Annotated in this window: 28 protein-coding genes; all 28 read left to right on the top strand. The window is 65.7% G+C overall.

The window, feature by feature from the left end:
* Nucleotides 1-108: 108 nt before the first annotated feature.
* The 28 genes from ABQE89_RS14675 (at nt 109) to ABQE89_RS14540 (ending at nt 24,461) form a co-directional block, all read left to right on the top strand.
* Nucleotides 109-612, top strand: coding sequence for a phage terminase small subunit P27 family (locus ABQE89_RS14675; RefSeq protein WP_448417736.1), 504 nt, complete (start codon nt 109-111; stop codon nt 610-612).
* Nucleotides 563-2,347, top strand: a complete 1,785-nt coding sequence (locus tag ABQE89_RS14670; protein WP_448417734.1) for a terminase large subunit — start codon at nt 563-565, stop codon at nt 2,345-2,347. The genes ABQE89_RS14675 and ABQE89_RS14670 overlap by 50 nt, the downstream gene beginning before the upstream one ends.
* Before the next feature lie 6 nt (nt 2,348-2,353).
* A complete protein-coding gene (locus ABQE89_RS14665; protein WP_448417732.1) occupies nt 2,354-2,566 on the top strand; it encodes a hypothetical protein in 213 nt (70 codons plus the stop codon).
* Nucleotides 2,567-2,577: 11 nt separating this feature from the next.
* Nucleotides 2,578-3,861, top strand: coding sequence for a phage portal protein (locus ABQE89_RS14660; RefSeq protein WP_448417730.1), 1,284 nt, complete (start codon nt 2,578-2,580; stop codon nt 3,859-3,861).
* Nucleotides 3,861-4,625: an HK97 family phage prohead protease gene (locus ABQE89_RS14655; protein WP_448417728.1), complete on the top strand. Its 765-nt coding sequence runs from the start codon at nt 3,861-3,863 to the stop codon at nt 4,623-4,625. Before ABQE89_RS14660 ends, ABQE89_RS14655 begins: the two co-directional genes overlap by 1 nt.
* Nucleotides 4,626-4,646: 21 nt before the next feature.
* Nucleotides 4,647-5,972 carry a phage major capsid protein gene (locus ABQE89_RS14650; protein WP_448417726.1) on the top strand — a complete coding sequence of 442 codons (1,326 nt, stop codon included), beginning with the start codon at nt 4,647-4,649 and terminating at the stop codon, nt 5,970-5,972.
* A 76-nt stretch (nt 5,973-6,048) separates the two neighbouring features.
* Complete coding sequence (locus ABQE89_RS14645) at nt 6,049-6,255, top strand: hypothetical protein (protein ID WP_448417724.1); 207 nt, start codon at nt 6,049-6,051, stop codon at nt 6,253-6,255.
* 3 nt (nt 6,256-6,258) lie between these two features.
* Nucleotides 6,259-6,801, top strand: a complete 543-nt coding sequence (locus ABQE89_RS14640) for a hypothetical protein (RefSeq protein WP_448417722.1) — start codon at nt 6,259-6,261, stop codon at nt 6,799-6,801.
* Nucleotides 6,798-6,971, top strand: coding sequence for a hypothetical protein (locus ABQE89_RS14635; protein WP_448417720.1), 174 nt, complete (start codon nt 6,798-6,800; stop codon nt 6,969-6,971). The genes ABQE89_RS14640 and ABQE89_RS14635 overlap by 4 nt, the downstream gene beginning before the upstream one ends.
* Nucleotides 6,964-7,314: a hypothetical protein gene (locus ABQE89_RS14630; protein WP_448417718.1), complete on the top strand. Its 351-nt coding sequence runs from the start codon at nt 6,964-6,966 to the stop codon at nt 7,312-7,314. Before ABQE89_RS14635 ends, ABQE89_RS14630 begins: the two co-directional genes overlap by 8 nt.
* Nucleotides 7,314-7,571 carry a hypothetical protein gene (locus ABQE89_RS14625; protein WP_448417716.1) on the top strand — a complete coding sequence of 86 codons (258 nt, stop codon included), beginning with the start codon at nt 7,314-7,316 and terminating at the stop codon, nt 7,569-7,571. The genes ABQE89_RS14630 and ABQE89_RS14625 overlap by 1 nt, the downstream gene beginning before the upstream one ends.
* Nucleotides 7,568-7,969 (top strand): hypothetical protein, encoded by a 402-nt coding sequence (locus ABQE89_RS14620; protein WP_448417714.1) that lies wholly within the window; start codon nt 7,568-7,570, stop codon nt 7,967-7,969. The genes ABQE89_RS14625 and ABQE89_RS14620 overlap by 4 nt, the downstream gene beginning before the upstream one ends.
* Before the next feature lie 22 nt (nt 7,970-7,991).
* Entirely contained in the window at nt 7,992-8,513 is a 522-nt protein-coding gene (locus ABQE89_RS14615) for a hypothetical protein (protein WP_448417712.1), read from the top strand.
* Nucleotides 8,510-8,746, top strand: coding sequence for a hypothetical protein (locus ABQE89_RS14610; protein ID WP_448417710.1), 237 nt, complete (start codon nt 8,510-8,512; stop codon nt 8,744-8,746). The genes ABQE89_RS14615 and ABQE89_RS14610 overlap by 4 nt, the downstream gene beginning before the upstream one ends.
* On the top strand, nt 8,736-9,488 hold the full coding sequence (locus tag ABQE89_RS14605) for a hypothetical protein (protein WP_448417708.1): 753 nt from the start codon (nt 8,736-8,738) through the stop codon (nt 9,486-9,488). Before ABQE89_RS14610 ends, ABQE89_RS14605 begins: the two co-directional genes overlap by 11 nt.
* Nucleotides 9,481-9,780, top strand: coding sequence for a hypothetical protein (locus ABQE89_RS14600; RefSeq protein ID WP_448417706.1), 300 nt, complete (start codon nt 9,481-9,483; stop codon nt 9,778-9,780). Before ABQE89_RS14605 ends, ABQE89_RS14600 begins: the two co-directional genes overlap by 8 nt.
* 9 nt (nt 9,781-9,789) lie before the next feature.
* The gene (locus ABQE89_RS14595; protein WP_448417704.1) at nt 9,790-13,035 is read left to right on the top strand and encodes a VldE C-terminal domain-containing protein; all 3,246 of its coding nucleotides are present in this window, start codon (nt 9,790-9,792) and stop codon (nt 13,033-13,035) included.
* A complete protein-coding gene (locus ABQE89_RS14590) occupies nt 13,032-14,066 on the top strand; it encodes a hypothetical protein (RefSeq protein WP_448417702.1) in 1,035 nt (344 codons plus the stop codon). Before ABQE89_RS14595 ends, ABQE89_RS14590 begins: the two co-directional genes overlap by 4 nt.
* A 58-nt stretch (nt 14,067-14,124) precedes the next feature.
* Nucleotides 14,125-15,810: a Gp37-like protein gene (locus ABQE89_RS14585; protein ID WP_448417700.1), complete on the top strand. Its 1,686-nt coding sequence runs from the start codon at nt 14,125-14,127 to the stop codon at nt 15,808-15,810.
* An 11-nt stretch (nt 15,811-15,821) separates the two neighbouring features.
* Nucleotides 15,822-16,298: a phage gene 29 protein family protein gene (locus ABQE89_RS14580; RefSeq protein ID WP_448417698.1), complete on the top strand. Its 477-nt coding sequence runs from the start codon at nt 15,822-15,824 to the stop codon at nt 16,296-16,298.
* A 4-nt stretch (nt 16,299-16,302) separates the two neighbouring features.
* Nucleotides 16,303-17,418 carry a phage tail protein gene (locus ABQE89_RS14575; RefSeq protein WP_448417696.1) on the top strand — a complete coding sequence of 372 codons (1,116 nt, stop codon included), beginning with the start codon at nt 16,303-16,305 and terminating at the stop codon, nt 17,416-17,418.
* On the top strand, nt 17,418-18,548 hold the full coding sequence (locus ABQE89_RS14570; RefSeq protein WP_448417694.1) for a DUF7257 domain-containing protein: 1,131 nt from the start codon (nt 17,418-17,420) through the stop codon (nt 18,546-18,548). Before ABQE89_RS14575 ends, ABQE89_RS14570 begins: the two co-directional genes overlap by 1 nt.
* An 11-nt stretch (nt 18,549-18,559) precedes the next feature.
* Complete coding sequence (locus ABQE89_RS14565) at nt 18,560-18,826, top strand: hypothetical protein (protein ID WP_448417692.1); 267 nt, start codon at nt 18,560-18,562, stop codon at nt 18,824-18,826.
* On the top strand, nt 18,823-20,826 hold the full coding sequence (locus ABQE89_RS14560) for a hypothetical protein (protein WP_448417690.1): 2,004 nt from the start codon (nt 18,823-18,825) through the stop codon (nt 20,824-20,826). Before ABQE89_RS14565 ends, ABQE89_RS14560 begins: the two co-directional genes overlap by 4 nt.
* Nucleotides 20,823-22,238, top strand: coding sequence for a hypothetical protein (locus tag ABQE89_RS14555; protein WP_448417688.1), 1,416 nt, complete (start codon nt 20,823-20,825; stop codon nt 22,236-22,238). Before ABQE89_RS14560 ends, ABQE89_RS14555 begins: the two co-directional genes overlap by 4 nt.
* Nucleotides 22,238-22,378: a hypothetical protein gene (locus ABQE89_RS14550; protein ID WP_448417686.1), complete on the top strand. Its 141-nt coding sequence runs from the start codon at nt 22,238-22,240 to the stop codon at nt 22,376-22,378. The genes ABQE89_RS14555 and ABQE89_RS14550 overlap by 1 nt, the downstream gene beginning before the upstream one ends.
* A complete protein-coding gene (locus ABQE89_RS14545; RefSeq protein ID WP_448417684.1) occupies nt 22,375-23,277 on the top strand; it encodes a peptidoglycan-binding domain-containing protein in 903 nt (300 codons plus the stop codon). Before ABQE89_RS14550 ends, ABQE89_RS14545 begins: the two co-directional genes overlap by 4 nt.
* The gene (locus ABQE89_RS14540; RefSeq protein ID WP_448417682.1) at nt 23,274-24,461 is read left to right on the top strand and encodes a peptidoglycan-binding domain-containing protein; all 1,188 of its coding nucleotides are present in this window, start codon (nt 23,274-23,276) and stop codon (nt 24,459-24,461) included. Before ABQE89_RS14545 ends, ABQE89_RS14540 begins: the two co-directional genes overlap by 4 nt.
* Nucleotides 24,462-24,476 lie beyond the last annotated feature (15 nt).

Raw genomic sequence — 24,476 nt, 5'->3', positions numbered from 1 at the left:
CAGGTCAGGGGGTATAGGGGTGAAAACCTCTCTGACCTGCGACGATGCGACGCGCCGCGGTGGGCTTGCTTTTTTCTGCACAAAATCGCTGGTAGGGGGGGTGCGCTGATGGGTCGGCCGCCCCAGCCAGCGCCGTTGCTGTTGCTGAACGGTCGCGGTGAGGGTCAGGACAGCGCGGGTCGGCCGGTCGCGACGCCGCCTCCGTTTCGGCGGTCGGCGCCGAACCCGCCGACGTGGTTGTCGCGTGAGGCGAAGGCTGAGTGGCGTCGTGTGGCGCCGGCGTTGGAGCGGTTGGATCTGGTGAAGCCCGAGGACCGGGCGACATTGGCGGCGTATTGCCAGGTTTGGGCGCGTCTGGTTGCGGCGTATCGCGACATCGACAAGAACGGGTCGACGGTGCGGAACGAGTCGACTCGCAAGGACGGGACGACGTCGGTGTGGTGGACGAAGAATCCGGCTGTGGCGGTTGCGGAGCAGGCTGAGTCGCGGCTGCTGCAGTATGCCGGCCAGTTCGGGTTGACGCCGGCGGCTGAGCGGAACGTGTCGAAGCGAGACGACGGCCGTGGCGAGTTCGAAGCGAACCCGTTCGCAGGCAACACCGAAACCGGCTAGCTGGGATGGCGTCGACTTCGACGAGCTGAAGATCTCGCCGGAGGTCGGTTGGTATCTCCAGTCGCGCGGTTATCCGCCGCCGACGTGTGCGCCGTTGATCAAGACTCCGGAGCCGCGGGGTTTGTCGGGGGCGCGGTTCGATCCGGTGAAGGTCGACAAGGTGATTGCGGCGTTTCGGCAGCTGCGGCATACGAAGGGCCGGTTCGCGGGTCAGCCGTTTGATCCGGAGTCGTGGCAGGTGGCGTACATGATCGCCCCGGTCGCGGGTTGGGTGCGGAAGTCGCCGGATAGTGGTCGGTGGGTGCGGATCATCACGATCGCGTACTTCGATATGCCGCGGAAGAACGGCAAGACGACGACTGTCTCGGGGTTCGGGATTTACCTGACGGCGGCTGATGGTGAGCAGGGTGCGCAGGTGTTGGCGGCGGCGACGACGAAGGACCAGGCGCGGTTCGTGTTCGATCCGATTCGGCAGCTGGTGAACAAGTCGCCGGGGTTGAAGCGGTATCTGCGGGCGTTGCAGTCGAAGATCACGCACGCGGCGTCTGGGAGCTACTTTCAGCCGATCGCGAATGCGGGTGATGCTCAGCACGGCGCGGATATTCACGGCGCGATCGTGGATGAGCTGCACCTGCACAAGGACATGACGCTGATCGAGGCGTTGGAGACGGGTACGGGTTCGCGTGAGCAGCCGCTGATCATCTACATCACGACAGCGGATGCGGGTCGGCGGCATACGCCGTATGACGAGAAGCGCACGCTGATCGAGAAGTTGGCGCGCGGTGTGCTGAAGCGGGCGACGACCTACGGTGTGGTGTTCGCCGCGGAGAAGACCGACGATCCGTTCGCGGAGTCGACCTGGAAGAAGGCGAACCCGAATTACGGAATCTCGCCGACGAAGCGGTACATGGTCGAGGCTGCGGAGAAGGCGAAGGATTCGCCGGCTGAGCTGGCGCGGTTCCTGCGGTTGCACTTGGGGATCCGCACGAAGCAGGAGACGCGGTTCTTCGAGGTCGAAGAGTGGGATGTCAACGCGTCGATGGTCGACGTGGAGCGGTTGAAGGGCCGGGAGTGTTTCGGCGGCCTGGACCTCGGGTCGACGTCGGACTTGACGGCGCTGCTGTGGGTGTTCCCGAACGAGGACGGGTCGTTCGATGTGCTGGCGCGGCATTGGGCGCCGGAGGACAGCCTGCCTGACTTGGATGCGCGTACGGCGGATGCGGCGTCGGGTTGGGTGAAGCAGGGCTGGTTGACGACGACGCCGGGCAATGTGACGGACTACGACTTCATCGAGGCGCAGATTCAGCGTGATCGTGACGAGTTCCTGGTCCAGGAGGTCGCGTACGACCGGTGGAACGCGAATCAGCTGGTCAACAACTTGACCAGTGATGGCGCTCCGATGATCACGATGGGTCAGGGGTTCGCGAGCATGTCGGCGCCGACGAAGGATCTGCAGCGGATGATCCGGGTTGGCGCCCAGGTCGATGAGAACGGGTTGCCGGCCAAGCCGTTGATTCGGCACGGCGGGAATCCGCTGTTGCGGTGGGAGATCGACAACTTCGCGGTCGCGATGGATCCGGCCGGGAATGTGAAGCCGGATAAGGCGAACGCCGGCGACAAGATCGACGGTGTGGTGGCGCTGATCATGGCGCTATCGCGAGCTGTAGCGGCGCGCGAGGCCGCGGCCGTCTCCGCTTATGACGACGAGGAGAACGAAGGGCTGATGATCGTATGAGGTGCGTTGCGTAAGCATCCGGGCCTGAACCGCAAGGTGCTGGTGTCGCTGCAATCTGGCAACGCGGTATCTGGCGTTCTGGTGAAGACACCGGGACCGCTGATGATCCTGCAGGGTTGCATGATCCATGAGCCCGATACGGAGCACCCGGCGCCGGCCGATGGTGAGGTCGTCATCGACCAGGCCAACGTCGACTACATCCAGATCGTGGGCGGCTGACAGTGGCTTTCGTGCAGTCGGCCGGCTCGGTGCGGAGTCTGTCGCGGCCGTCGTATCGGACGCCGCAGCGGATCTTTTTGTCGTCGACGTATGCGGCCGACTATCTGACGATCTGGCAGAAGCAGAGCTCGGTGCGGACTGTGGTGTCGTTCCTGGCACGCAATATCGCCCAGCTGGCGCTGCCGCTGTACAAACGCAAGGGCGACACCGATCGTGAACGGCTGCAGGACCATCCGCTCGCGGTGATGCTGCGTCGGCCGAACCCGTGGACTACCCGGTATCGAATGATCAACGGTCTGATTCATGACCTGGCGATCTACGACAACGCGTACTGGATGAAGATGAAGGTCGACGGGTCGACGTCGGGTCTGGTGCGGTTGCCGCCGTCGCTGGTGATGCCGGGGGGCGACAACTGGCTGACGCCTGACTATTTCGAGTTCAGCGGCAGCAAGGGCAGAAAGGAACTTCCCGCCGATCAGGTGGTGTATTTCCGCGGCTACTCAGGCATCGAGGATGCCGGGATCTCGCCGCTGGAGGCGCTGCGGCAGACGCTGCGTGAGGAGTGGACCGGCTCTGAGATGCGTGAGCAGATCATGCGTAACGGGGCGCGGGTTTCCGGCTACATCAAGCGGCCGCCGAAGTCGGAGTCGGGCGATTGGTCGAAGGAAGCCAGGACTCGGTTCAAGGATTCGTGGCAGGCGCAGTACGGCGAGGGCGGGGCCCAGGCGGGCGGCACGCCGATCCTCGAGGACGGCATGGAATTTCAGCCGGCGTCGCAGACGGCGAAGGAATTGCAGTATGTCGAGGGCCGGAAGCTGACGCGCGAGGAGGTGGCGGCGGCGTATTTCATTCCGCCGCCGATGGTCGGAATTTTGGACCATGCGACCTTCTCGAACATCACGGAGCAGCGGAAGATGCTCTACACGGATGCGTTGGGTCCGTGGTTGGCGATGATTCAGGAAGAGGTTGCGCTGCAGCTGATTCCTGATTTCGAGTCGAAACCGGACGAGTTCTACGCCGAATTCAATCTGCGCGAGAAGTTGTCCGGAGACTTCGTGTCGAGGCAGGACGCGATCACCAAGGCGGTGGGTGGGCCGACGCTCACGGTGAACGAGGCGCGCGCGATGGACAACCGGCCGCCGATCGAGGGCGGCAATGAGCTGATTCGGCCGCTGAATGTCACCCAGAACGGTGATCAAGACCCGATCCCTGCCGACGACGAGAACGGCGGCGGCATGGAGCGCACCACTACCGAATCTGCAGGAGACGAAGACGAGGACGAGCAGGAGGACTGATGCTCACCAAGAACGCGACCATCACGGTTAAAGCAGGGCCCGACGACGGACTGAAGGAAGGCCAGTTCGTCGCCTACGCCTCGGTGTTCGGAAACAAGGACTCGTACGGAGACGTGGTGATGCCCGGCGCGTTCGCCAAGACGCTCGCTGAGTGGCAGAAGTCGGGCGACGTGATCCCGCTGCTGTTCGGGCACAACATGTCTGATCCGGACTACAACCTCGGCGGTGTCGTCGAGGCCGAAGAGGACAACGTCGGGCTGAAGATCACCGGGGAATTCGACCTGGACAATCCGAAGTCGGTGCAGAGCTACCGCCTGCTCAAGGGCCGCCGTATCCGCCAGATGTCTTTCGCCTACGACGAGATCGATTCGGGCCCGGCGGTCCATGACGGCGAGCAGGTCTGGGAGCTGCGTGAGCTGAAGCTGTACGAGGTGTCGATCGTCACGGTCGGCGCCAACCAGGAGACCGAAATCCTCGCTGTGAAGCAGGTTCCCGCGGTAGCCGAGCGCGCCATGCGGGATCTCAAGGCTGGTCGCGTGCTGTCGGCCAAGAACGAGGGTGAACTACGGGAGGCGCATGAGGCCATTGGCCGCGTCCTCTCGGCTCTCGACAGCACATCTGACGAGGAGAAGGCCAGCGGTGATGGTCCGTCTCGCCAAGCGCCGGAGGCATCCGACGCTCGTGAGGCCAGCCAGGCGCCGTCCGTCGATACCTCGGCACTGGAACTGCTCGAGCAGGAAATCGAACTTGCTCCGAGCGCGTAACTCTCACGAAGGAGAAACACCATGCCGATGACGGCAACCAAGCTGGCCGACCTTCAGAAGGCCGCGCTTGTTCACACCCAGAAGGCCCGCGAGATCATCGAGGCCAACGCGGACAAGGATCCGCACGACTGGTCCGAGGATGACCGCAAGGACTACGACGAGGCGCTGGCCAAGGGCCGCGAGAAGCTCGAGGAGATCAAGACCGCCAAGGCGGATCTGGAGATCCTCGACAGCGCCAAGTCGTTGGCCGATGAGATCGGTCAGCCGGCCAAGGATGACCTCGACGCCCAGGGCCAGCAGCCCATCCGTCAGCGGGTGAAGTCGCTTGGCCTGCAGGTGGTCGAGTCGCCTGAGTTCAAGTCGATGCTGCAGCCGTTCACTCACAACGGTGAGATCAGCATCCCGAAGGGCACCCACATCACCTCGGCGCCCATCGGCATCAAGGGCCTGTTCGTGGGTGGCACCGACACCAGCGCCGGCGCGTTCGTCGTCAACGAACAGACCGGCATCGTCGAGATGCTCGGCCGCAAGGAACTGACGGTGCGCGACCTGATCTCGGTACGGCGTACCGGATCTGACACTGTCGAGTACGTCGAGCAGACCTCGCACACCAACGCCGCGGCGGTGGTTGCGGAGGCGACGAGCTCGGCGGCGCCGACTGCGCCCGCAGAGGGCGGCGGCGCGCTCCTCCTCGACGAGGACGGTGGCTACAAGCCCGAGGGCGCGTGGACGTTCGTGCGTCGCACCGCGGTCGTGAAGACGATCGCGGAGTGGGTGCCGGCCACCAAGCGGGCTCTGGCCGACGTGGCTCAGCTCGAGGGGCTCATCAATGATGAGCTGCGGGCCGACATCGCGGAGGCTGAAGAGGGCCAGGTCCTTGCCGGTGACGGCACCGGTGAGAACTTCACCGGCATCCTGAACTGGTCGGGCATCCAGACGCAGACGTTCGCGACTGACGTCTTCCAGACCGCGCGTAAGGCAATCACCAAGGCCCGCACGGTGGGCCGGGTGAATCCGAACGCGATCCTGGTGTCTCCGGCGACCGCCGAACTGATCGACCTGGCGCAGGACGCGAACGACCGCTACTACTTCGGCGGCCCGCAGGCCATCGGCCCGCGCACGCTGTGGGGTCGGCCGGTCGTGGAGTCGGAGACGATGCCTGACACTCACATCCTCGTCGGCGACTTCGCCAAGGCGGTGTTGTGGGATCGGGAGCAGACCACGGTGACGATGACCGACAGCCATGCGGACTTCTTCACCCGCAACCTGGTCGCGATCCTGGCCGAGGAACGGTGCGCATTCGCTGTGACTCGTCCCAAGGCCTTCGTCAAGGCCGCGCTGTCCTAACGGGATGGCTCTGATCAGTTCGGGCTCGGCCGGGGCAACCCCCCGGCCGAGCCCGGCTTCACGGGAAGGGAAGACGATGGGTCTCAAGGAGTACGACGTGGTCGACCCGCACACCGGGCGTGAGACCACGCTGCAGCTGTCCGACGAGGACGCGCAACGCATGGGTCTGACCGGCAAGGACGCCGAGGCGCAGTCGAAGGCGAAGACGCCGGCGAACAAGTCCCGCACCGCGGCGACGAAACGGGCAGAAGCCGAGTCGCAGGCGTTCGGAGCCAAGAAGTAGCCGATGCCTGAACTTGAAGCCACAGACGTTGAGCAGTACACCGGCGGCCGTCTCGACCGGGACGACAACGAGACCGCCGCGTTACTCGCGCGCGGCGTCGCTGCTGCTCGGCGCTTCTGTGGCTGGCACGTCACCCCCCAGAGAGTCGGTGACGTGCAAACTCTCGACGGGCGCGGAGGGCCGCTGCTGATCCTGCCGACCCTCGCGCTCGCCGAACTCACCGAGGTGACCGAAGACGGCACAGCCGTCGATGTGACCGACCTGCACGTGTCGGCGCGCGGTTTGGTGAGCAAGAAGTCCGGCGCTCACTGGTCGTGCAACCTCGGCGCGATCACGGTCAAGATGACCCACGGCTTCGACGCGGCACCTGACTTTCAGGCCGCGGTGCTGTCGTGGATCGACCGGATGTCGTTGGCGCCGACCGGCGGCCGCGCGCGGGTGATCGGCCCGTTCCAATACTCCGACGAGGCGATGGCGGCCGGGACGACGTTCTCGGCGTCGGAGCGGGCCCTGCTCGACCTGTATCGGCTGGAGCCGAGGCCGTGACCGAGCATGAGCACTTCTGGACGTTGGACAGCATCAATCCGGCTGAGCCGGCCGCGGGCGGTGTGTCGCGGATGGTGAAGCTGGTCTGCGCATGCGGCGCGACGATGGACAAGCTGACGTTGCGCAGCGACGCGGAGATCGCCGCCGAGCTGGAGGCGCAGCGTGGCTGAGACGGTGACGATCACCCCGGCCGGCGGCCGCGACAGCGACGGCGATCCGGTCGCTGACGGTGCTCCGTTCGATGTGCGGGCGTGGGAGGTGGCGCCGGGCAACACGATGGAACGGTACGGCATCGGCGGTGATCTCGATGTTGTGGACTTCACGGTGTTCCTACCGTTGCGGATCCGCGACACCGACGCTGGCGGCTATGTGAGCACCGTGTCGAAGCTGACCGAGGAATTCTGGATCACGGTGCGCGAACGGCAGTGCCGCGGCCGCGCCCAGGAGTGGGAGTCGGGTGGCCGCGGTGGCGTGGTCGTGTTGGCGCACTCCGCGACGGGGAAGGCGGCCTGATGGCCAGGAAAGCTGGGTTCCGGTTGAACCGCAAGACGATCGCGAAGATCCTGCACAACGATCCCGGTGTACGCCGCGCGGTCGACGCGGCCGCGGAGAAGGTGCTCGCGAAGACGGGCGACGAGGAAGCGTTCCTGACCGAGCCGTACCACACCGACCGCTACGTGCGCGGTGTCATGGTTCCGGCCGATAAGCAGGCCAAGAACGGCACCGGGACGCGGGCGGCGGCCCAGGCGGGGCTTCGCCGAGGGCGATGAGCGTCCCCGACTACGCCAAGGCGATCAAGAACGCTGTGGCGGCGGATTGGGCTGTCTCGCATGAGACGTGGACGGCGACCCTCGAGGTCGACGACGACTACCAGCCGACACCGGGGAACCCGACGCTGCTGGTCGCTGATGACACCGGGCCCGCGATGTTCGGGGGCGCGTGGATGGCGAAGGTGTCGCCGCGCCGCCCGGTGCTGCGACTGACCGCCTTCGCGGCCGGCCGCAGCGAAGCGATCGACGTAGTCACCGCGGGTGCACAGTTCGTCGTCACACACAAGCCCGGCGTCAGCCGGGTCGAAGACTTCCCGGCCCCCCTCGTGACGAGGGACCGGGAAACCGGCGCTTATCTGGCGTCGATCACGATGCCGGTCATCGTGAGAACCCTGTAGGAATCGAACAAGGAGAACACCAATGGCCGGTGATCCGACCAAGATTCGCATTTGGGAGCAGGGCGATGTGTTCGTCTTTGATCCCGACGTGGCGTTCGTCGAGGCGACGCACATTCCGGCGACGATCGATGATCCGCTGCATGAGGCGTGGCTGCCCAGCGGGCTGATGCTCGGTGATCCCGGCGTGGAATTCCCGCGCGACATCGAGAAGACCGAGATCAACGCGTGGCAGCTCAAGCGGGTCCGGACGAAGTACAAGAACGGCAAGGTCGACGCCAACTTCTCCCTGATGGAGGACAACGACGTCACCCGCGACCTGATCGACCCGGAGGGCGTGCCCGGTGCCAAGAAGCGGTACCTGGCGTTCGTGTTCGTCGACTCCGACACTGGTCATGTCGAGCGCCGGTTCACCAACCTGAAGTCCGACGTGTGGGTCACCAACGACAACCATCCCGAAGATCCCGACGCACGGCCGTGCGAGTGCAGCCTGTATCCGGACTCCAGCGGGAAGATCTTCACGATCCAGGAAGGCATCCCGGCATGAGCAAGCGCGTCACGGTCGAATACACCAAGGACGTGGATGCCTATCCGCGTCACAAGGACGACACCGACAAGGTGGTGGTGTCGAAGGGCACGCGCCGCCAGGTCGATCCGCGGTCGGCGAAGAAACTCGTCGACAGCGGGCGGGCCAAGGTGGTCGGCGCGGCCGACGAGCGTGCTGACGCTCGGGAGGCGATGAAGGCCACCGAGCAGCCCGCCGGCGGCGGTGCCGGTTAACCCGGCCGAAGCTGAGGCAAGCGGTCAGAAGTCCATTCCCGTCGAGTACGGCGGGCAGCTGTGGTCGATCCCGCTGGACGTGGACTTCTGGCCGCTTGACCAGATCCTCAACTGCGTGATCGTGGTGAAGGATCAGTTCAGGCCGAACGACCTCGCTGTGCTGCCCGCGCTGCGGACGCTGCTCGGCGATCAGTGGGGCGCGTTCACCCGAGTGGCGCCCAAGAGGCGGCATCTGGTGGCGGCGTCACAGACATTCGCCGCCGCGGTGGGGTTCCCGCGCCGCGAGTGGCATCCGCTCGACATCGTGTTCGGCGCGATCCCGCCGCTGCTGTTCGACCTGAAGAACTGGCAGGACGCGGTCGAAGCCACCCTCGGCGATCTGGGGGTGGACTACCGGGACCGGTGGCGGTTCGACGAGAACGGTCAGCGCCGGTTGACGTTGCGCCAGATCCACGTTCGCCTCACGTACGCGCCGTTTGACTGTGCGCTGCGGGTGGCGAAGAACAACGGACGGCCACCGTTTTCCGGTACGGAGCTGCTGCTGATGGACGTGTGGGAGCGGCTGGCCGGCCAGGCGCATCCGTCGCGGCCGTTGCCGCCGGCCGAACGTGATAAGCGGGCGAAGAGCAAGAAGAAGTACGAGGAGTACCGGGAGCGGCAGAAGCGCCGCCAATCCAGTCGGGACGACGCAGTTGCCACTGCGCGAGCCAATGCCCATCGAGAGAGAAGAGCCCATGCCTAAACCCAAGTCCAAGCCTGACGCCGACGCCGACGATTCCCCGGAGGACCAGGTTGAATTTGTCAAGATCCCGTTCAAGGGCGTCACATTCGTCATTCCCCGCAGCCGCGACGACTGGTCGATCGAGGCGTTGGCCTGGCTGTCGGAGGGGAAGAACAACCTGTTCGTGAAGTACACGCTGGAGATCGCGCGGCCGGGCCAGTGGGAGGCCCTGGTGGCGCTGTGCCCGCGGCGGCGGGACTTCGGCAAGTTCTACGCGGCGTTCGCCAAGGCCACTCAGGATTGCGTCGACTAGGGCTGATCCATGGCTGGTGAAGAGCTCGGCGAGTATTACACCATTCCGGTCATCCTTTCGATGGCCGGTGTGGAGAAGCAGGCGAACAACCTGACCACCAAGGCGCTCGGGAACGCGGGCGCCAAGGGCGGCAAGGAGTTCACCGCCGGGTTCATCGACGCTGCGCGCAAGTCGGAGTCTCAGGTCAAGCGGCTGTCGCAGAACTACGAGAAGCTCTACGACAAGGCCGCTGACGCCGCGGACAAGCTGAAGGTCGCTCAGACCGGTGTGCAGGAGCTCACCGAGAAGGGCATCACCTCGGGTCAGCGGTATGAGCGGGCGGTGGCGGCGCAGAATAAGGCGCAGCGTGATCACACCCGCGCGCTGAAGGTGTCCGAGGACGCGCTGAAGGACTACGAGAAGGCCGCCAAGGGCGCCGCGAAGGCGGGCGACAAGATCGCAGATTCGGCGTCGTCGGGGCTGCGCGGTGTATCTGGGCAGGCCGTTGACGCGGGCGAGGACGCGGCCGGCGGGTTCTATCAGGGCTTCGCGGGCGCGACTGTGCTGACCCGGTTGGGTTCCGCCGGCGGCCCGGTCGGTCTGGCACTGGCTGGTCTGGGCGCGGTTGGTGTCGGCGTGGGCAAGATACTCGGCGACAACATCGCGATCGGTATGCAGCAGGTCGCGACGCTGGATCTGTTCCAGGCCCGCCTCGGCGTCGACGAGCCGTCGATGGCGCGGTACGGCAAGGCCGCCGCCGACGCCTACACCAACGCGTTCGGCGAGTCGATCGAGGGCAACCTGACCACGCTGCAATTCGCGGTGCAGGGCGGCATCATCGACGCGGACGCGACCGAGCGCGAAGCGGCGCGCGTCATCGAGCAGATCGAGACGATCCGCGCTGTCTCCGAGGCTGATGCGCGTGAGATCACGCGGGCCATGAATCAGCTGGTGCGTACGGGCCTGGCCGATAGCACCACCGAGGCCGCCGACATTCTGGTCACCGGTTTCCAACAGGGCCTCGACGTCTCAGACGACTTCCTCGACTCAATCACTGAATACTCCACGCAGTTCCGCGAGCTCGGCCTGTCCGCGACGGACGTCCTCGGCTTGCTCAAGCAGGGCCTGGAGGGTGGCGCGCGTGACACTGACAAGGTCGCTGATGCGCTGAAGGAGTTCGCGATCCGCGCCCAGGACGGCAGCGAGACCACCGCGAACGCGTTCAAGTCGTTGGGGCTCGATGCGAAGAAGACGATGGCGACCTTCGCCGAGGGCGGGGCGCCGGCGCGCGAGGCGTTCGATGAGGTTCTCGACCGCGTCCGCGAGATCCCCGACGCCTACGACCGCGGCTTGGTCGCCGCGGCTCTGTTCGGCACGCAGTGGGAAGATCTGCAGGACGCGTTCAACAACTTCGACCTCGACCGCGCGAAAGACACGATCGGCGATTTCACCGGGTCGTCTGATAAGGCGATGGAAACTGCCGCCGATAACGCCGCCACGGAGTGGGAGAAGGCCGGCCGACATATCGAGGACGTGTTCCGCGATCTGAGAATGAAGATAGCGGACTGGTTTTCGTGGGTTCCGGGGTATTTCAACAGCTTGTTCGAACCGTCTGGAATCTTGAGTGACGATCCGCCGCCGATCAATGATCCGGCGACGACGGGCCCGGTGATTCTGCCGCCGACGACCGGGCCGTCCGGCCCGCCGACTTCTGTGCCGGAGTTGGCGCCCGGCCTGTCGATTCCCGGTGTGACGATCGACGGTCAGGATGCGCCGTTCACGATCGGCGGGCCGTCTGGCGGTGTCGGTGGTGTCGGGCCAGGTGGTCGTCCGACGCCGGGTAGCAACAAACTGTCGGACCTTCTTTTGCCGCCGCTGAACACTGGCTCGGGCGGTTCCGGTGGGAGTTCCGCCGTTGCTCCGCGGAAGGTGGGCAGCGACTCGGGTCTTCTACCTCAGACGGTCTCTGTGAAGGACAGTATCTCGACCGCGTTCGCCGACATCAACGACATCGGCGGTTTCCGTCAGGATCCCGGCTTCCCGAATGAGCATCCGTCCGGCAAGGCGATCGATGTGATGATCCCGAATTGGAGCACGCCGCAGGGCAAGGCGTACGGCGACAAGATCGCTGCTTACGCGCTGCAACAGTCCGGCGTCGACTACGTGCTGTGGCAACAGCGGCAGTGGAACAGGGACGGATCGTCCTCGCCGATGCCTAATCGCGGTGATCCGACGCAGAATCACATGGATCACGTCCATGTTCATGTCGAGCCGGGCAGCGGGTCAGGTCAACATCCGCAGGGCTCGAAGCCCGTCGTGAAAACTGACGGAACTACCACGCTTCCTCTGAGCATGGGCCGCGGCCCGGTCAGCCCGGATGTGCACAACGCGTTCGGTACCGGCTACGAACCCGGCATCGGCACACCCGGATACAACGAATACGGCGAGCCCGGCTACTACGAGACCGACCCGCGCCGCATCCGCCAGGCCGAGCGCAGCGCCGAAGACTCACAACGCCGCATCGGCGAAGCCGACGAAGCCATCAGCGACATCGAAGCCCAGATCGCCGAGGCCCAGGCCGAACGTGACCGCATCGCCGGCATGTCCGAAGTCGAACGCACCATGAACAAGGTCAGCGTGGAGAAGGCCGACGCCGACCTCGAGCGGCTCCGCGACCAGAGGGACAAGGCGGTGCTGGCCGCCGAACGCGCCCGCGAAGATGCGCAATGGGCACAAGAAGACCTCGCCGAAACCCGCAAAGGCACTTTCTCCCCCGCCCGCGAAGCCCGCAAAGACAAGCGCAAGGAACGCGACCGCGACTCACGCCTGGGCGAGCTCGGCAAGATCGGCGGCAGCTTCCTGAAAGAAACCCTCGGCATCGGCGACTGGCTGCCCGACCTCGCCGAACTGTGGCCGGTGCAGGCCTTCGACGCGATCATGTCGGCCGGCGTCCCGATGCTCGAAGCCTTCGCCAACGGTGAATGGAAACCCGGCGGCCTTCTCGGCAACGCGATGGGTATCCCACCCGAGCAGCAGGGCGTGCAGGACGGCACCGCCACGTCGAACGCCCCGTTCGGCATGCCCAACATCGCGGCCCCGCCGATGCCGCCGCCCGGCGTGCACGAAGGCAGCGGAACACCCGGCCCGCCGCCTGGCACGAACATCACCATCGACCAGTCCGTGCACGGCAACGTCGGCTCCAGCCCCGAAGAGCTGTTCAAGAACCGCGACGAAGGCCTCTCCCGCGCCATCCCCAGAATCCCGGTCGGCTCATGACCAATCCACTGATCACCCGCTGGCGCGACCTGCGCAACCTCGACGCCAACCGCTGCGCCTCCGGCATCAACATCAAATGGATCGGCGCCGACGACCGCGTCTGGCACATCGCAGGGTTCAACGCCGGCGCCGAAGGAGCCATCATCACCGGCCCGGTCCGCGGCATGGTTCACGTCCCGTTCAAAGGTGTCTGGCACGAACCCGCCTACGGGCCACCGCGCTTCGAGCGCACCGTCGACGAGCGCAAAGAGATCGCGTTCCCCATCACCCTGATATCCGACCACGAGTACGGCTGGTTCAACACCGAGGCCTGCTGGTGGGACGGCATGCGCAAAGACGCGTTCGGCTGGTTCTGCGTGTTCAGTCGGTGGGGCGGCGAGTACTACATCCCGATGCAGCTGCTGGACTCCATCGACGATGAGCTCGAGGTCGATCCCACCGCCGGCGACAACAACGCCCAGGAGTGGTGGGTCAAGATCGCCGCCGATGGTGAGCCGCGGTGGCGGCGGCCGGATATGCGGCCGCCGGAGTGGGTGGTCAAGGCGACCGATCCGGTCACCACCATCAAGCGCGACGACAACACGTTCGCGCCGAACATCCCTGTCCGCGTCGGCAAGCTGCGCGTCGCGAACCAGGGCACAGAGCCGTCGTGGCCGATCTTCCACGTGTCCGCGCCGGGCCGCTGCTGGCTGCCTGACGGCGCGTCCGGGCGGATGATCCGCGTTCCGCAACTGTTTCCCGGCGAGCACGTCCTGATCGACACCAACCCGGCGCACCGCATCGCGATCAGCGCGAAGGATCCGGTCGACAACTGGGTGCTCAACATCATCTCCAACATCGAACTGTTGGAGTGGCTGGGCATCGACCTCGGCCAGGAACGCACCGAGACCGTGCTGGAGCGGTTCGCCGGGCAGGGCTTCAACTACCCGATCGCGCCGGGCACCACCGCGACGCTGCCGGTGTTCCACAGCACCATCGGCGCGCGGGTCAGTGTGCGGTTGCCGCAGCGGTTCGAAAGGGCCATCAGCTAGCCATGCGCGTCATCGTTACCCGCCGCGGCCACGGCGGGCGATACCGGCTGGGCGGATCATGCTGACCGCCAGCGAGTTCGCCGCCATCGAACAGCAGCTGATGGAGCGCCGCTACGGCTACCTGACGAAGAAGGTGCCGCAGCCGCTGATCCGGTTGTGGGACAAAGAGCACAAGCTGATCGCGCGGATCACGATCCCCGAATCGTGGGACTGCGAGGAGATCGCCCACGACGACGGCTCGGCGCACATCGAACTGGTCGGCAAGGACAACGACTGGCTCCGCGAGATCATCTGCTTCAAGACGCGGCCGGCTGAAGACCTGCACATCACGATCGACCCCGATCCAGAGCGGCCGCACGACTACAAGAACCGGTGGGGCGGCAAGGTCGAGACGATCGAGGACGACGAGGTTAAGGGCCGTCCGACCGTCACGAAGCTCAATTGTGTAAGCAACAGAAGGCATTTCCAGCACATCTACCTGGCTGCGACGCCGCTGCTGCCCCATGCTGTGCAGCCGATCAAGATGTTCCTCTGGGGCGGCCCCTGCGTGACTGCGTGCGCCACGGCGACGATGATCAACCTGGCGCGGATCTACACCCTCAACGGGTGGTGGCCGATCCCGCGGAACATCTTCGCGCCGCAGACCTGGCTGGAGAATCTGGTTCCGCTGAACTGGCCGGTGCAGGTGATGCCGGTCAACCCGGTGTTCGACCAGTCCCGCTGGGTCACGTTCGGCGCCCGGTGGAAAGACGCGAAGACCGTGCTGACGCCGGTGATGAAGGACGCCGGGGTCATCTTGAAGGCCTACACCTGGCTGCCGGGTGATCCGGCCCCGTACACCATGTTCGGGCCGGAGCTGGCTGAGGTGCTCAAGCCGACGCGGGCGTGCGTCATTCTGTCGTTCGAGGATGAGTCCGGTGTGGGCGGCCCGACCGGCACCGCGTGGGATGGTCTGCTGAACCTGTTCGCCGCGACGGCCGACGATCTGATCACTGAGTCGCTGATCGCGGTCGACGGTGACGGTGACGGCGAGACCGATCCGTTCATCCGCAAGATCCTCGGTGTTGCGCCGAAGCGGCCCCCGTTCGTGTACCGCGATGTCGGTTACGGCGGCGCGGAGTCGCGGAAGATGGTGATCCACAAGAGCAAAGCGATCACCATCATCACTGGCGGCAAGAGCCCTCAATGGGTGAACCAGGCGATCACCTTCGCGATCAGATACGGGATCAGCCAGCTCGCCCAGGTCGTCCTCGGCGTCGAAGCGCCCGGCGTCGAGGGCCTCGACAACCTCTACCAGGGTCAGCTCGACGACACGCTGCTCGCGTTCATGTCGTTTGTCGACCCGCGAAGATCCAGAGACGTTGGCCCGTACGCCTTTAACGAGTACTTCGAAACCGGGTCTGGGTCCGCGTTCACGATCAACAGTGTCCAGACCATCCGTGAGGGCTGGTGGAAAACCAGGCCGTACACGTCGTTCAAATTCGACGTGGGTGACGGGTCACCGTTCGACTTTGGGCGTGAGATTCGGCTGGGGTCAAGGGTTTCCGCCGAGCGGAAGGGCATTTTCTACACCGACCAGATCATGGCCTACAAGCGGTCCGGTGACCGCCGTAAGTCGGGTCGGCCGGTGTTGTCGTTCGGTGATGACTCGCGAGAAGAGGATCCGGTGGCGCGTGGTTTCGCCGCGATCGGGAACGTCGCGAACTTCGCAGCCCTGCTAGCCGGAAGTGGAGACATGTTCTGATGCCGTATGGAATGACCGCCCCCACGATCAACCCGAACACCTTCCCCTACCTCAAGAAATTCACCACCGAGGAACGCGAAGACCTGTTCGAACGCATCGACCAGTTCCGCCACGCCATGACCGACATGGTCGGCCCCTCCGGCGTCGTCATGTACATCGACGCCGGAACCATCGCGAACATCGCGTTCCACCTCGCCATGGCCGGCGGCCGCATCGTCGACGACGAACACGCCTACATCTGGGCCGACGTCCAAGAGGACCAGGACGGCATCTTCGAAGGCTTCATCGACTGGAAGCTCAAGAAGGAACACGAACCCCCCGCGCCGAAACCGGCCGAGGGCAACCACGAAGACGTCGAACGCAAAGCCGCGCTGGCCCGCGAGCAGATCCGCAAACAGCTCGCCCCCGAAGTCGAACAAGAACTGATCAAGCAACTGCGCATCGAGTTCGAGCGCGACACCACCGACCCTGACCCCTCGGAGGAATGAAGCGATGTCCACTCCTGTGCTGCTGGGCGAACCCTTCAAGATCGGCGACCGCGATGTGCGGCTGGGCTTCTGGGGCATGCCCCGCAACCCCGACGACCCGCGCCGCGTCAACGGCACCTTCACCCTCATTGACGGCGAAGGTGACGTCGTCCTCGACGTGTTCATCGGCCCGAAAGGCGACCCTGGCGAACCGATGCCGCCGTGGCGGATCGAATGGGACTCCACCGTCGACAACATCGGCGACCTGCCCGCGGTGGAAACGCTCGATGAGAGCGACAACGGCCGCGCCTGGGTGATCGGCACAACCCTGTACGTGTACGTGCACGACCTCGGCGCGTACCGCACGCTGGAGGCCGGCATCCAGGGCCCGCGCGGGCTGACACCGAACATCTCGATGAGCGCCGAGCTCGTCGAGGCCGCCGACCCCGACAACCCGTACGGCGAAGCCGAGGTCGTCGAGTCAGGCACCAGCGATAGCCCACACTTCCACCTACTCGTGCCCGGTCTGCGCGGTCCGGAAGGGCCGTCGACGAACATCCGCGGCGCACCCGACTACGACGACACCGACCCGCCGCTGGACGGCCAGGGCGTCGTGTGGGACGAAACGCTGGAGAAGTTCCGGCCCGGCGACCTCTCACCGTTCGCGGCGAAGATGTACACGATCCCGCACGCCAACTTCATCGACTACTCCGGAACCGCCGGCCGCCAACTAATCGCGTCGCTAGACATCGAAGCCCAGGACGTCGCCTGGTACCCGGACGTGATGGGCCACGTCAGGATTCAGCGGAACTTCCTGTCGTCGGCTCAGGTCGAGGTCGAGATCCGCATCGGTGACACCGGTGTCGGCACCGGTGAGACCGCGCCGCTGTGCGGGCTCGGCCCATACGATCCGTCGTGGGCGCTGCTGGACTCGTTCAACATCGCCCACATCAAGCCGCACTTCTCCGATGTGGGTAACCCGGTGCGCGCGATCGCCCCCGACTCGGCCGATGGTCGAGTGCCGGCCGGGCAGGCGAAGACGATCTACGTGTTCCTGCACAAGCTCGGCGGCACCGGCACGTACACGTTCGCCGCGAATGAAGCCAACCAGTTGCGAGTGAATCTGCTGCCGGTGTCCTGATGCCCAGAGCCCATGATCGTCGCCGCCAGTCGGTCAGTGACCATGACCCGCTGCGGAACCTGCTGGACTTCGAAAGCGTCCACGACACCGCCAATAAATCCGGCAACCCGATACGGATGGCCCTCGAGGGAATCCTGGGGCTCCTCGGCTTGGGAGGTATCCGCGACTTCCTGCAGAGCGTGATCGCCGGAACGCTCGACGTGGTGTCGGTGTGGGACAACGTCGCTGAGTCGCTGCTGAAGCCGCTGGGCAAGTTCGCCGAGCTGATCGACGGTGTGCTGCCCGACATTCAGGCGCCGAAGATCATCACCGACATCGCCGACATGATCATCGACGCGGGCAGCGAGCTCCCGATCATCGGGCCCGGTATCGGCCTGCTCGGAGACGTCTGGAACGCGATCTTCGGTGTGCGCGCGGTCGGCAACAACGCGCAGGACACCGGCGATGTGGCGCTGTCCGAGGTGGCGTTAGTGAAGGCCGCGCTGGAAGGCGTCATCACCGGCGGCCAGGTGTTCGTCGAGAAGTTCGACGGCGCCGACTCCACCACCCTGCCCGGATACACGCAGGTGTCGTTCGGCGGATCGGGCGGCACGTACGGCCGCAAGGGCGGTTACGGGCACTGGTATCCCGGCGGCGGCTTGGACCAGACGATCCTGTCGATACACACCACCGACGTGCTGAACACGTCGACGCAGCGGTGCGCGATCAAGCTGAAGAAGGTCGTCGGCACCAGCGACCGCTCGATCTGGCTGGTTACCCGCACGAACCTCGCCGGAACTGAGTTGTGTTTCGCGCAACTCCTCAACAGCACAACGCAATACGGGGTGCTGATGGGCGGCGTGTTGACGGTGATGGGCAGCGTCGGCACCGGTTCCGACGACAACGGTGAGCTGTGGGAGCTCGAGGTGGGCCAGCCTGGTGTCGCGCCCGGCACCAACGATTGGCTGTGGGTGGTCAAACGCAACGGCTTCCCGGTGATCACCACGGTCAACGTTCCGGCCGGCGGCGCCGCCACAACGCTTCTGGACAGCAGCCACCGCGGGCGCGGGTTCGGCGCGTCCTGCGACGGGGTGTTCGGCCTGCAGTCGATCCCCTCGGACATCGAAGTCATCACCTGGGCAGACATCTAAGGAGACTGGCAGTGGCATCACTGGAAGTGACCGACTACCCGCTGACCGATTACGACGCGATGTGTTACGCGTTCCGCCAGCTCAACCTGCAGGGCTGGCTGGGCAAGATCAGCTACGGCACCCGAGTCGGCTCGAACACACCTGAGTACTACATGACGGTTGAGAAGGCCGGCAACAGCAGCACCCTGTATATCGGCGACGTGTTGAAGTCGATCGGCGGCGGTGTGCTGATGACTGAGCAGCAGTTCAACGAGGCGTTTAACGGTGGTGCGCTGTGAACCCGAAGTACTGGATCCCGTACCTGCGGTGGGACGCGTTCATCGCGGACCGGCCCGAAGAACTCGGCGGCGACGCAGATGTGCTGCCCGAGAAGAAGGGCATCCACGGCGGCGTCACCATCACCGCCCGCCTGTCGAAGGGCGATGTGCGCGCGATCCGCGCGCTGACCGAACCCGAGAATCAGTTGTTCGCGCTCGGCGCGCAGGAGACACGGCTCGATGATGGTCAGCTGAAACTCACCGCGAACCAACAGCAATTCGGGCTCCTCGCGAAATCAGCCGTGCTGGATCTGCCTGACGATGTGCATCTGATCTACGAGTTCCGGCCGCATGATGTGACCTACAACGGTAAGCGGCAAGATCTTCCGACGATCACGGTGAAGGCACCCGAGCTCGGCGAAGAAGTTGTGGATCCGTGGCCGGAAGTGAATCTGGCCGAGATGGAGTGGCTGGATCAGTCGACGGCGTTCGCGGGTGGGTACATCATCCGCCAGGTGCCCGACGAGGTGCAGCGCGTCGGCGACACCATCGTGTTCTTCGCCAACAGTGAGGCACTGGAGGGTTCGGTCGACATCTCTGATCTGGAGGTCGGCAGCGGCAGCGCGTCGTGGGACACGCTGACGGGTAAGCCGCCGGTGATTGCGGCTGGCGCTACTGAGGCTGACGCCCGCGCGGCGATCGGCGCTGTTGATTCTGCTGCGGTGCAGGCGGCCGTCGACGCGTTGGTCGCGGGTGCGCCTGGCGCGCTGGACACCCTGGCCGAGCTCGCCGCGGCGCTCGATGACGACGCCAGCTTCGCCGCCACCATCACTACCGCGCTCGCAGGCAAGACACCGACGAGCCGCGCGATCAACACCGGCGGTTCGCTGACCGGTGGCGGCGATCTGACTACGGACCGCACGCTGCAGCTGGACGGCGACTCGGGAACTCCCGGTAACAGCCGCTACTACGGCACCAACGCCTCCGGCGTGAAGGGCTACCACGTGCTGCCCGCCGGCGGTGGCGGCGGCGTAGAAGCTGTGGTGCCAGGCACCAACATCGATGTCGACGCGACAGATCCGGCGAACCCGATCGTGCACGTCGAAAACCTCACGCACGACGACATCACCGATTTCGATACCGCGGCGGGGGCACTGATCTCTGCGGCGATCGCGGCGCTGATCAACAGCGCGCCGGGAACTCTCGACACGCTCGACGAGATCGCCGCCGCCCTGGCTGACGATCCGAACTTCGCGGCCACGATGACCACCGCACTGGCCGGAAAGCAGCCGATCCACGCGATCCTGTCCGCGTTGGCCGGGCTGACGTTGGCCAACAACAAGCTGATCTACGCCACCGGGACGAACACATTCACCACCACGGACCTGACCGCGTTCGCGCGCACGCTGCTCGACGACGCGGACGCGGCCGCGGCCCGCACAACCCTCGGTCTGGTCATCGGCACCCATGTGCAGGCGTTCAACGCCAACCTCGCCGCCATCTCCGGCCTGACTGACCCTGGTGCTGACCAGATCTTGTTCTGGGACGACTCCGCCGGCACGGTGAAGTGGCTGACGGTCGGCACCAACCTGTCGATCACCGACGAAACTCTCAACGCCTCCGGCGGTGGAGGCGGCGGCACCGTCCAGGTGCCCGTTGTCTACCAGTGCGACAACACGTTCAACACCCGCCTGGGCTCCAGCTACGGCGACGACGCCATGGGCCGCGTCGTCGCCGAGGACTTCACCCTCACCGAGGTGGTCTACTACGGCGCTACCGCGGATGCGTCCGGTAACACCGTCCTCGAGCTCCACGACGACGGCGTCGAGATCACCGGCACCGCCAAGACGATCAGCGCCGCCAACCAGTGGGCCTACGACGCCGACACCCGCGTCACCGGCCTCAGCGTCGCTGTTGCCGCCGGCTCTCGGCTGAAGTGCTACGTCGACAGCGTCGGCACCACACCCGGCATGGGGGCGGGCGCGCTCGCGATCGGCTACGTCGAAAGAGAAGCGTCGTGACGCTGCTGATGCAGCGGCCGCGGTTCTCGTTCCGGCACAGCTTCGCCGCGGGCCCCGTCGTGTCGAACATCAACACCCTCACCGCGCTGTCCGGGCACAAGTTCGACCTGAGCTTCGCCACCTCGGCCGGCAACGAACTACGCACCGCCGCAATGGCGGACGGCACCGTGGGGATGACGATCCAAGGCTCCACCAACAGCGCCTACGGTCACGGCCTGGCGTACCTCGGCCAAGACATCTGTTTCCTGCGGTGGCGGAAGAAGTTCCTCAACAACGGATCGACGCACAATGAGGTCGGCGCGCTGATTCCGTGGCGAATCAACCGCACCGCCACCGATGGTGTGAACGCGGCCACCGCCCAGTCGCCGGTGCACACACTGCACTTCTACAACCGGCTGCAGCCCCAGACCTACAACCGCGGCTCGGCGGCGAGCCCCTGGACCACCAACGGTGAGCAGCACGGCGACCTGGGCACCGGGTACCGCGACTACGAGTACGCCATCGACAAACCGAATAGCGCGGTGGTGGCGCGGATGCCGCACGGCAAGGTCCGCGAGTACACCGACACTTTGGTGGATGACTGGCTGCTGACGTGGTTGGACGCCGAGCTCGGCAACGGCAGCGCCGCATCTACTGACGGCGACATGATGGTGTTCGAGGTGGAAGCCGAGACGATGCTCGGCATCACCGAAAACCCGTTGGCGCGCGCGTACATTAACCGGCTGCTCGCGGTGACCGGCCGCGGCCCGCTGCTGCCGCTGGACAATCCGCTGTTCGTCGGCGCGTTCGGTGTGCAGGGCACCACGATCAGCGCCGACGTGCTCAACCGCATCCCCTTCAAGGCCGGTGACCTGATCGTCATGCACGCCTACCGCGGTGTGGGCGCGACCGCGGTACCGATCCCCGCCAGTTCGGGGTGGAGCGAGTGGCCTGGCGGCGAGCTCGTCACGACGGGCAACATCAACGGCTCGCGGGTGGTCTACAAGTACGCCGACGTGTCCTCCACGATCCACGGCGGCGCAGGCAATGTGACGATCGGCGACTGGTCCACCGGCAACGGGGTGACTCATCTGCAGGTGCAGGTGTGGCGCAACGCCGCCCCCGGCGCGGCGAGCGCGAACTTCGGCAGCAACAGCAACGCGATCACCTTCCCCGCGTTCTCTTTCGACTCCGCGAGCACGTCGCGGATGGGCTTGTTCTACGGCAGCCGCGGCGGCTCCAACGGCGACCCGCCGGTGTCGGCGACCGGGTTCAAGCTGGTCGACTGCATCGACAACAGCTCAAGCAGCACCCAGGATGTGTGCTCCTACATCAGCGACGACACGATGACCGGCTTCTCCGAACTGGTCCTCAACCCCGGTGGTGGCACGTCGGGTTACAACGCGCTCGCCCTGCAGATCAAGGCCGCGTGATGGACACCCGCCGCTGCATGGTGTGCGGGCAGCCGGCCTGCGACCACCTGGCGATCCGCTACCCGCTGCGCGCCGCGATGCGCCACTACCTCATCGGCAAGGCCCGCGTGCTCTTCACGCGGGAGGGAAGGAAACCATGACCGTCCTACGCGCTAACGTCAACTACGCCCTGCAGATCGCCCGCGACCGAGACCGCAAACCCTATGGCTACGGCGGCGTTTGGGTACGCAACAACGTCAACCGCACCACCGACTGCTCCGGCATCGTCACCCACATGCTCGACGCCCTCATCAACGGGCAGAACATGACGTGGTCACGGCACGGTCTGTCCACCGAGGCATACCGCTACGTCGGCGGGCCCGGCTCACGCGGACCGTTCGGCGCGATCCGCGTCGCCCGCCCCGGCGACATCCCCGCAGACGCCGCCCTACGCATCGGCCTGCAGCACGGCCCCGGCGGCGGCGCCAACTCCCACATGGCGTGCACGCTCGAAGGCATCGCGATCGAATCGTCCGGCTCCTACGGGCAGCGCGTCGGCGGCCCAGCCCGCGGCTACAACCACCCGCTGTTCCACGACTGGTTCTACTTACCCGGCCCCATCGTCGGCACCGGCTCGACCACCCCGCCCCCAGCCCACGCGCCGGGGGCGGTCTATTTGGGCCGCAACTACGAGAGCACCGGGCCGCGCGTGAAGGCGCTGCAGGAGCGCCTCAACCGCGACTACCCCGCCTACTCCGAACTCGACGAAGACGGCGAATTCGGTCTGCTCACCGAAGGGGTGGTGCGCGAGTTCCAGCGCCGCTCCGGTCTCCAGGTCGACGGCATCGCCGGCCCAGCCACCCTGGCCGCACTCGGCCTGTCATTCCAACCACAGGAGGTACCTGCCATGACCGCACCGAAACCCGTTGGCCCCGCCGATGATCAGCTGACGCTGCGCTGGAACATGCTCGGCGGCCAGACCCTCGTCGAAGCCGTCGCCGAGATCCGAGACAAAGTGCTCGGCACCGAGGACAGGCCGAAGACCGGCGTCAAACCATGACCGCGCGGCTGCCGCTACGGCTCGGCTCCTCCGACGCCAAAGGCGACGACGTCACCCACTGGCAGAAGTGGGCCGTCAAATACGCTGAGTCCTACGCGTTCCTCCTCGGACCCATCGACGGCTACTACGGCCACAGCGACGCCGCCTTCACCCGCGAAATGCAACGCCGCCTCGGCCTCGTCCAAGACGGCATCTTCGGGCCCGTCACCGCCGGCCGCGTCGGATACGCCGGCGCCAAACCCGCCCCCGCGCGCCGGCCGATCTGGTTCTACTCCTGCCCCGGCTCCGGCGCCGACTACTGGCTCGGCCCCAGCCACGACCTCGGCCAGATGGTGGCCGGCAAGGGATTCAACGGGCCCGACCGCGAATCACTGAACATCAACCACCAGCCCGTCTCGTTCGTCAAGGGCGGCTACCTCGGCCTGATGGGCGGTGACCCACAGTTCTCCTACATCGACGTGATCACCGACCAGGCCAAGAGCATCGAATGGCTGCTCGACAACAACCCCGACGTCCAGGCCGCCATGACCGCCCGCCGCGGCGACGCCCGCGCGAAGGTCGACGTCGAGCTGTGGTTCTCCGGCTACTCCCAATCCGCGGACGGCCTCCTCGAGGCAATCAACCACCTGTTCGGCGACGGCAGGAAGTTCGCGCTGATCCGCGACCGCATCAACGGGCTCATCCTGTTCGGCAACCCCGCCACCCCCGTCACCGGCATCGCCCGAAAAACCTTCCCCGACTGGCTCAACCGCGCCACCCACAACATCAACACCCCCGACGACTTCTACGCCGTGGCCCGCGACAAGATCCGGCCCCTGTTCTACGAGTGGTTCATCCGCGCCGAAACCGAGATCCCGTTCGTCGTCTACTCCGCGCAGATCATCATCCCCGCCATCGCGCGCCTACTTCCCGGTGTCGGCGCGCTGATGACCGCCCCACTGTCGCTACTGCTCTCGGTGATCCCCGGCGGGCAGGCCGCAGCCAGCCAGCCACCCAACCCCGAACTGATCGCGCTGCTGTCCGCGCAAGGCCTGCTCACATCGGCGCCCGACCTGATGGCGATCGTCGCCGCACTACCAGGGCTGCAGTCCCACGGCGCCTACCACTGGCCGCCGCACCCGTTCTTCGGTAACCGCACCGGCCCCCAGGTCGGCTACGACATCATCGCCGGATTCCGGCGCTGACCCGAAAGGAAGTCA

The sequence above is a fragment of the Mycolicibacterium sp. XJ1819 genome (assembly GCF_053483675.1).
Note: the sequence above shows the minus strand (reverse complement) of the source record. Positions and strands in the feature narration are given on the sequence as shown.

Excerpts from the sequence above, each read along its gene's own strand:
- ABQE89_RS14625 (WP_448417716.1), top strand. The coding sequence starts at position 7,314 with ATGGCCAGGAAAGCTGGGTTCCGGTTGAACCGCAAGACGATCGCGAAG.
- ABQE89_RS14610 (WP_448417710.1), top strand. The coding sequence starts at position 8,510 with ATGAGCAAGCGCGTCACGGTCGAATACACCAAGGACGTGGATGCCTAT.
- ABQE89_RS14540 (WP_448417682.1), top strand. The coding sequence starts at position 23,274 with ATGACCGCGCGGCTGCCGCTACGGCTCGGCTCCTCCGACGCCAAAGGC.
- ABQE89_RS14590 (WP_448417702.1), top strand. The coding sequence starts at position 13,032 with ATGACCAATCCACTGATCACCCGCTGGCGCGACCTGCGCAACCTCGAC.
- ABQE89_RS14575 (WP_448417696.1), top strand. The coding sequence starts at position 16,303 with ATGTCCACTCCTGTGCTGCTGGGCGAACCCTTCAAGATCGGCGACCGC.
- ABQE89_RS14615 (WP_448417712.1), top strand. The coding sequence starts at position 7,992 with ATGGCCGGTGATCCGACCAAGATTCGCATTTGGGAGCAGGGCGATGTG.
- ABQE89_RS14595 (WP_448417704.1), top strand. The coding sequence starts at position 9,790 with ATGGCTGGTGAAGAGCTCGGCGAGTATTACACCATTCCGGTCATCCTT.
- ABQE89_RS14550 (WP_448417686.1), top strand. The coding sequence starts at position 22,238 with ATGGACACCCGCCGCTGCATGGTGTGCGGGCAGCCGGCCTGCGACCAC.
- ABQE89_RS14650 (WP_448417726.1), top strand. The coding sequence starts at position 4,647 with ATGCCGATGACGGCAACCAAGCTGGCCGACCTTCAGAAGGCCGCGCTT.
- ABQE89_RS14655 (WP_448417728.1), top strand. The coding sequence starts at position 3,861 with ATGCTCACCAAGAACGCGACCATCACGGTTAAAGCAGGGCCCGACGAC.
- ABQE89_RS14675 (WP_448417736.1), top strand. The coding sequence starts at position 109 with ATGGGTCGGCCGCCCCAGCCAGCGCCGTTGCTGTTGCTGAACGGTCGC.
- ABQE89_RS14600 (WP_448417706.1), top strand. The coding sequence starts at position 9,481 with ATGCCTAAACCCAAGTCCAAGCCTGACGCCGACGCCGACGATTCCCCG.
- ABQE89_RS14545 (WP_448417684.1), top strand. The coding sequence starts at position 22,375 with ATGACCGTCCTACGCGCTAACGTCAACTACGCCCTGCAGATCGCCCGC.
- ABQE89_RS14570 (WP_448417694.1), top strand. The coding sequence starts at position 17,418 with ATGCCCAGAGCCCATGATCGTCGCCGCCAGTCGGTCAGTGACCATGAC.
- ABQE89_RS14580 (WP_448417698.1), top strand. The coding sequence starts at position 15,822 with ATGACCGCCCCCACGATCAACCCGAACACCTTCCCCTACCTCAAGAAA.
- ABQE89_RS14585 (WP_448417700.1), top strand. The coding sequence starts at position 14,125 with ATGCTGACCGCCAGCGAGTTCGCCGCCATCGAACAGCAGCTGATGGAG.
- ABQE89_RS14640 (WP_448417722.1), top strand. The coding sequence starts at position 6,259 with ATGCCTGAACTTGAAGCCACAGACGTTGAGCAGTACACCGGCGGCCGT.
- ABQE89_RS14620 (WP_448417714.1), top strand. The coding sequence starts at position 7,568 with ATGAGCGTCCCCGACTACGCCAAGGCGATCAAGAACGCTGTGGCGGCG.
- ABQE89_RS14645 (WP_448417724.1), top strand. The coding sequence starts at position 6,049 with ATGGGTCTCAAGGAGTACGACGTGGTCGACCCGCACACCGGGCGTGAG.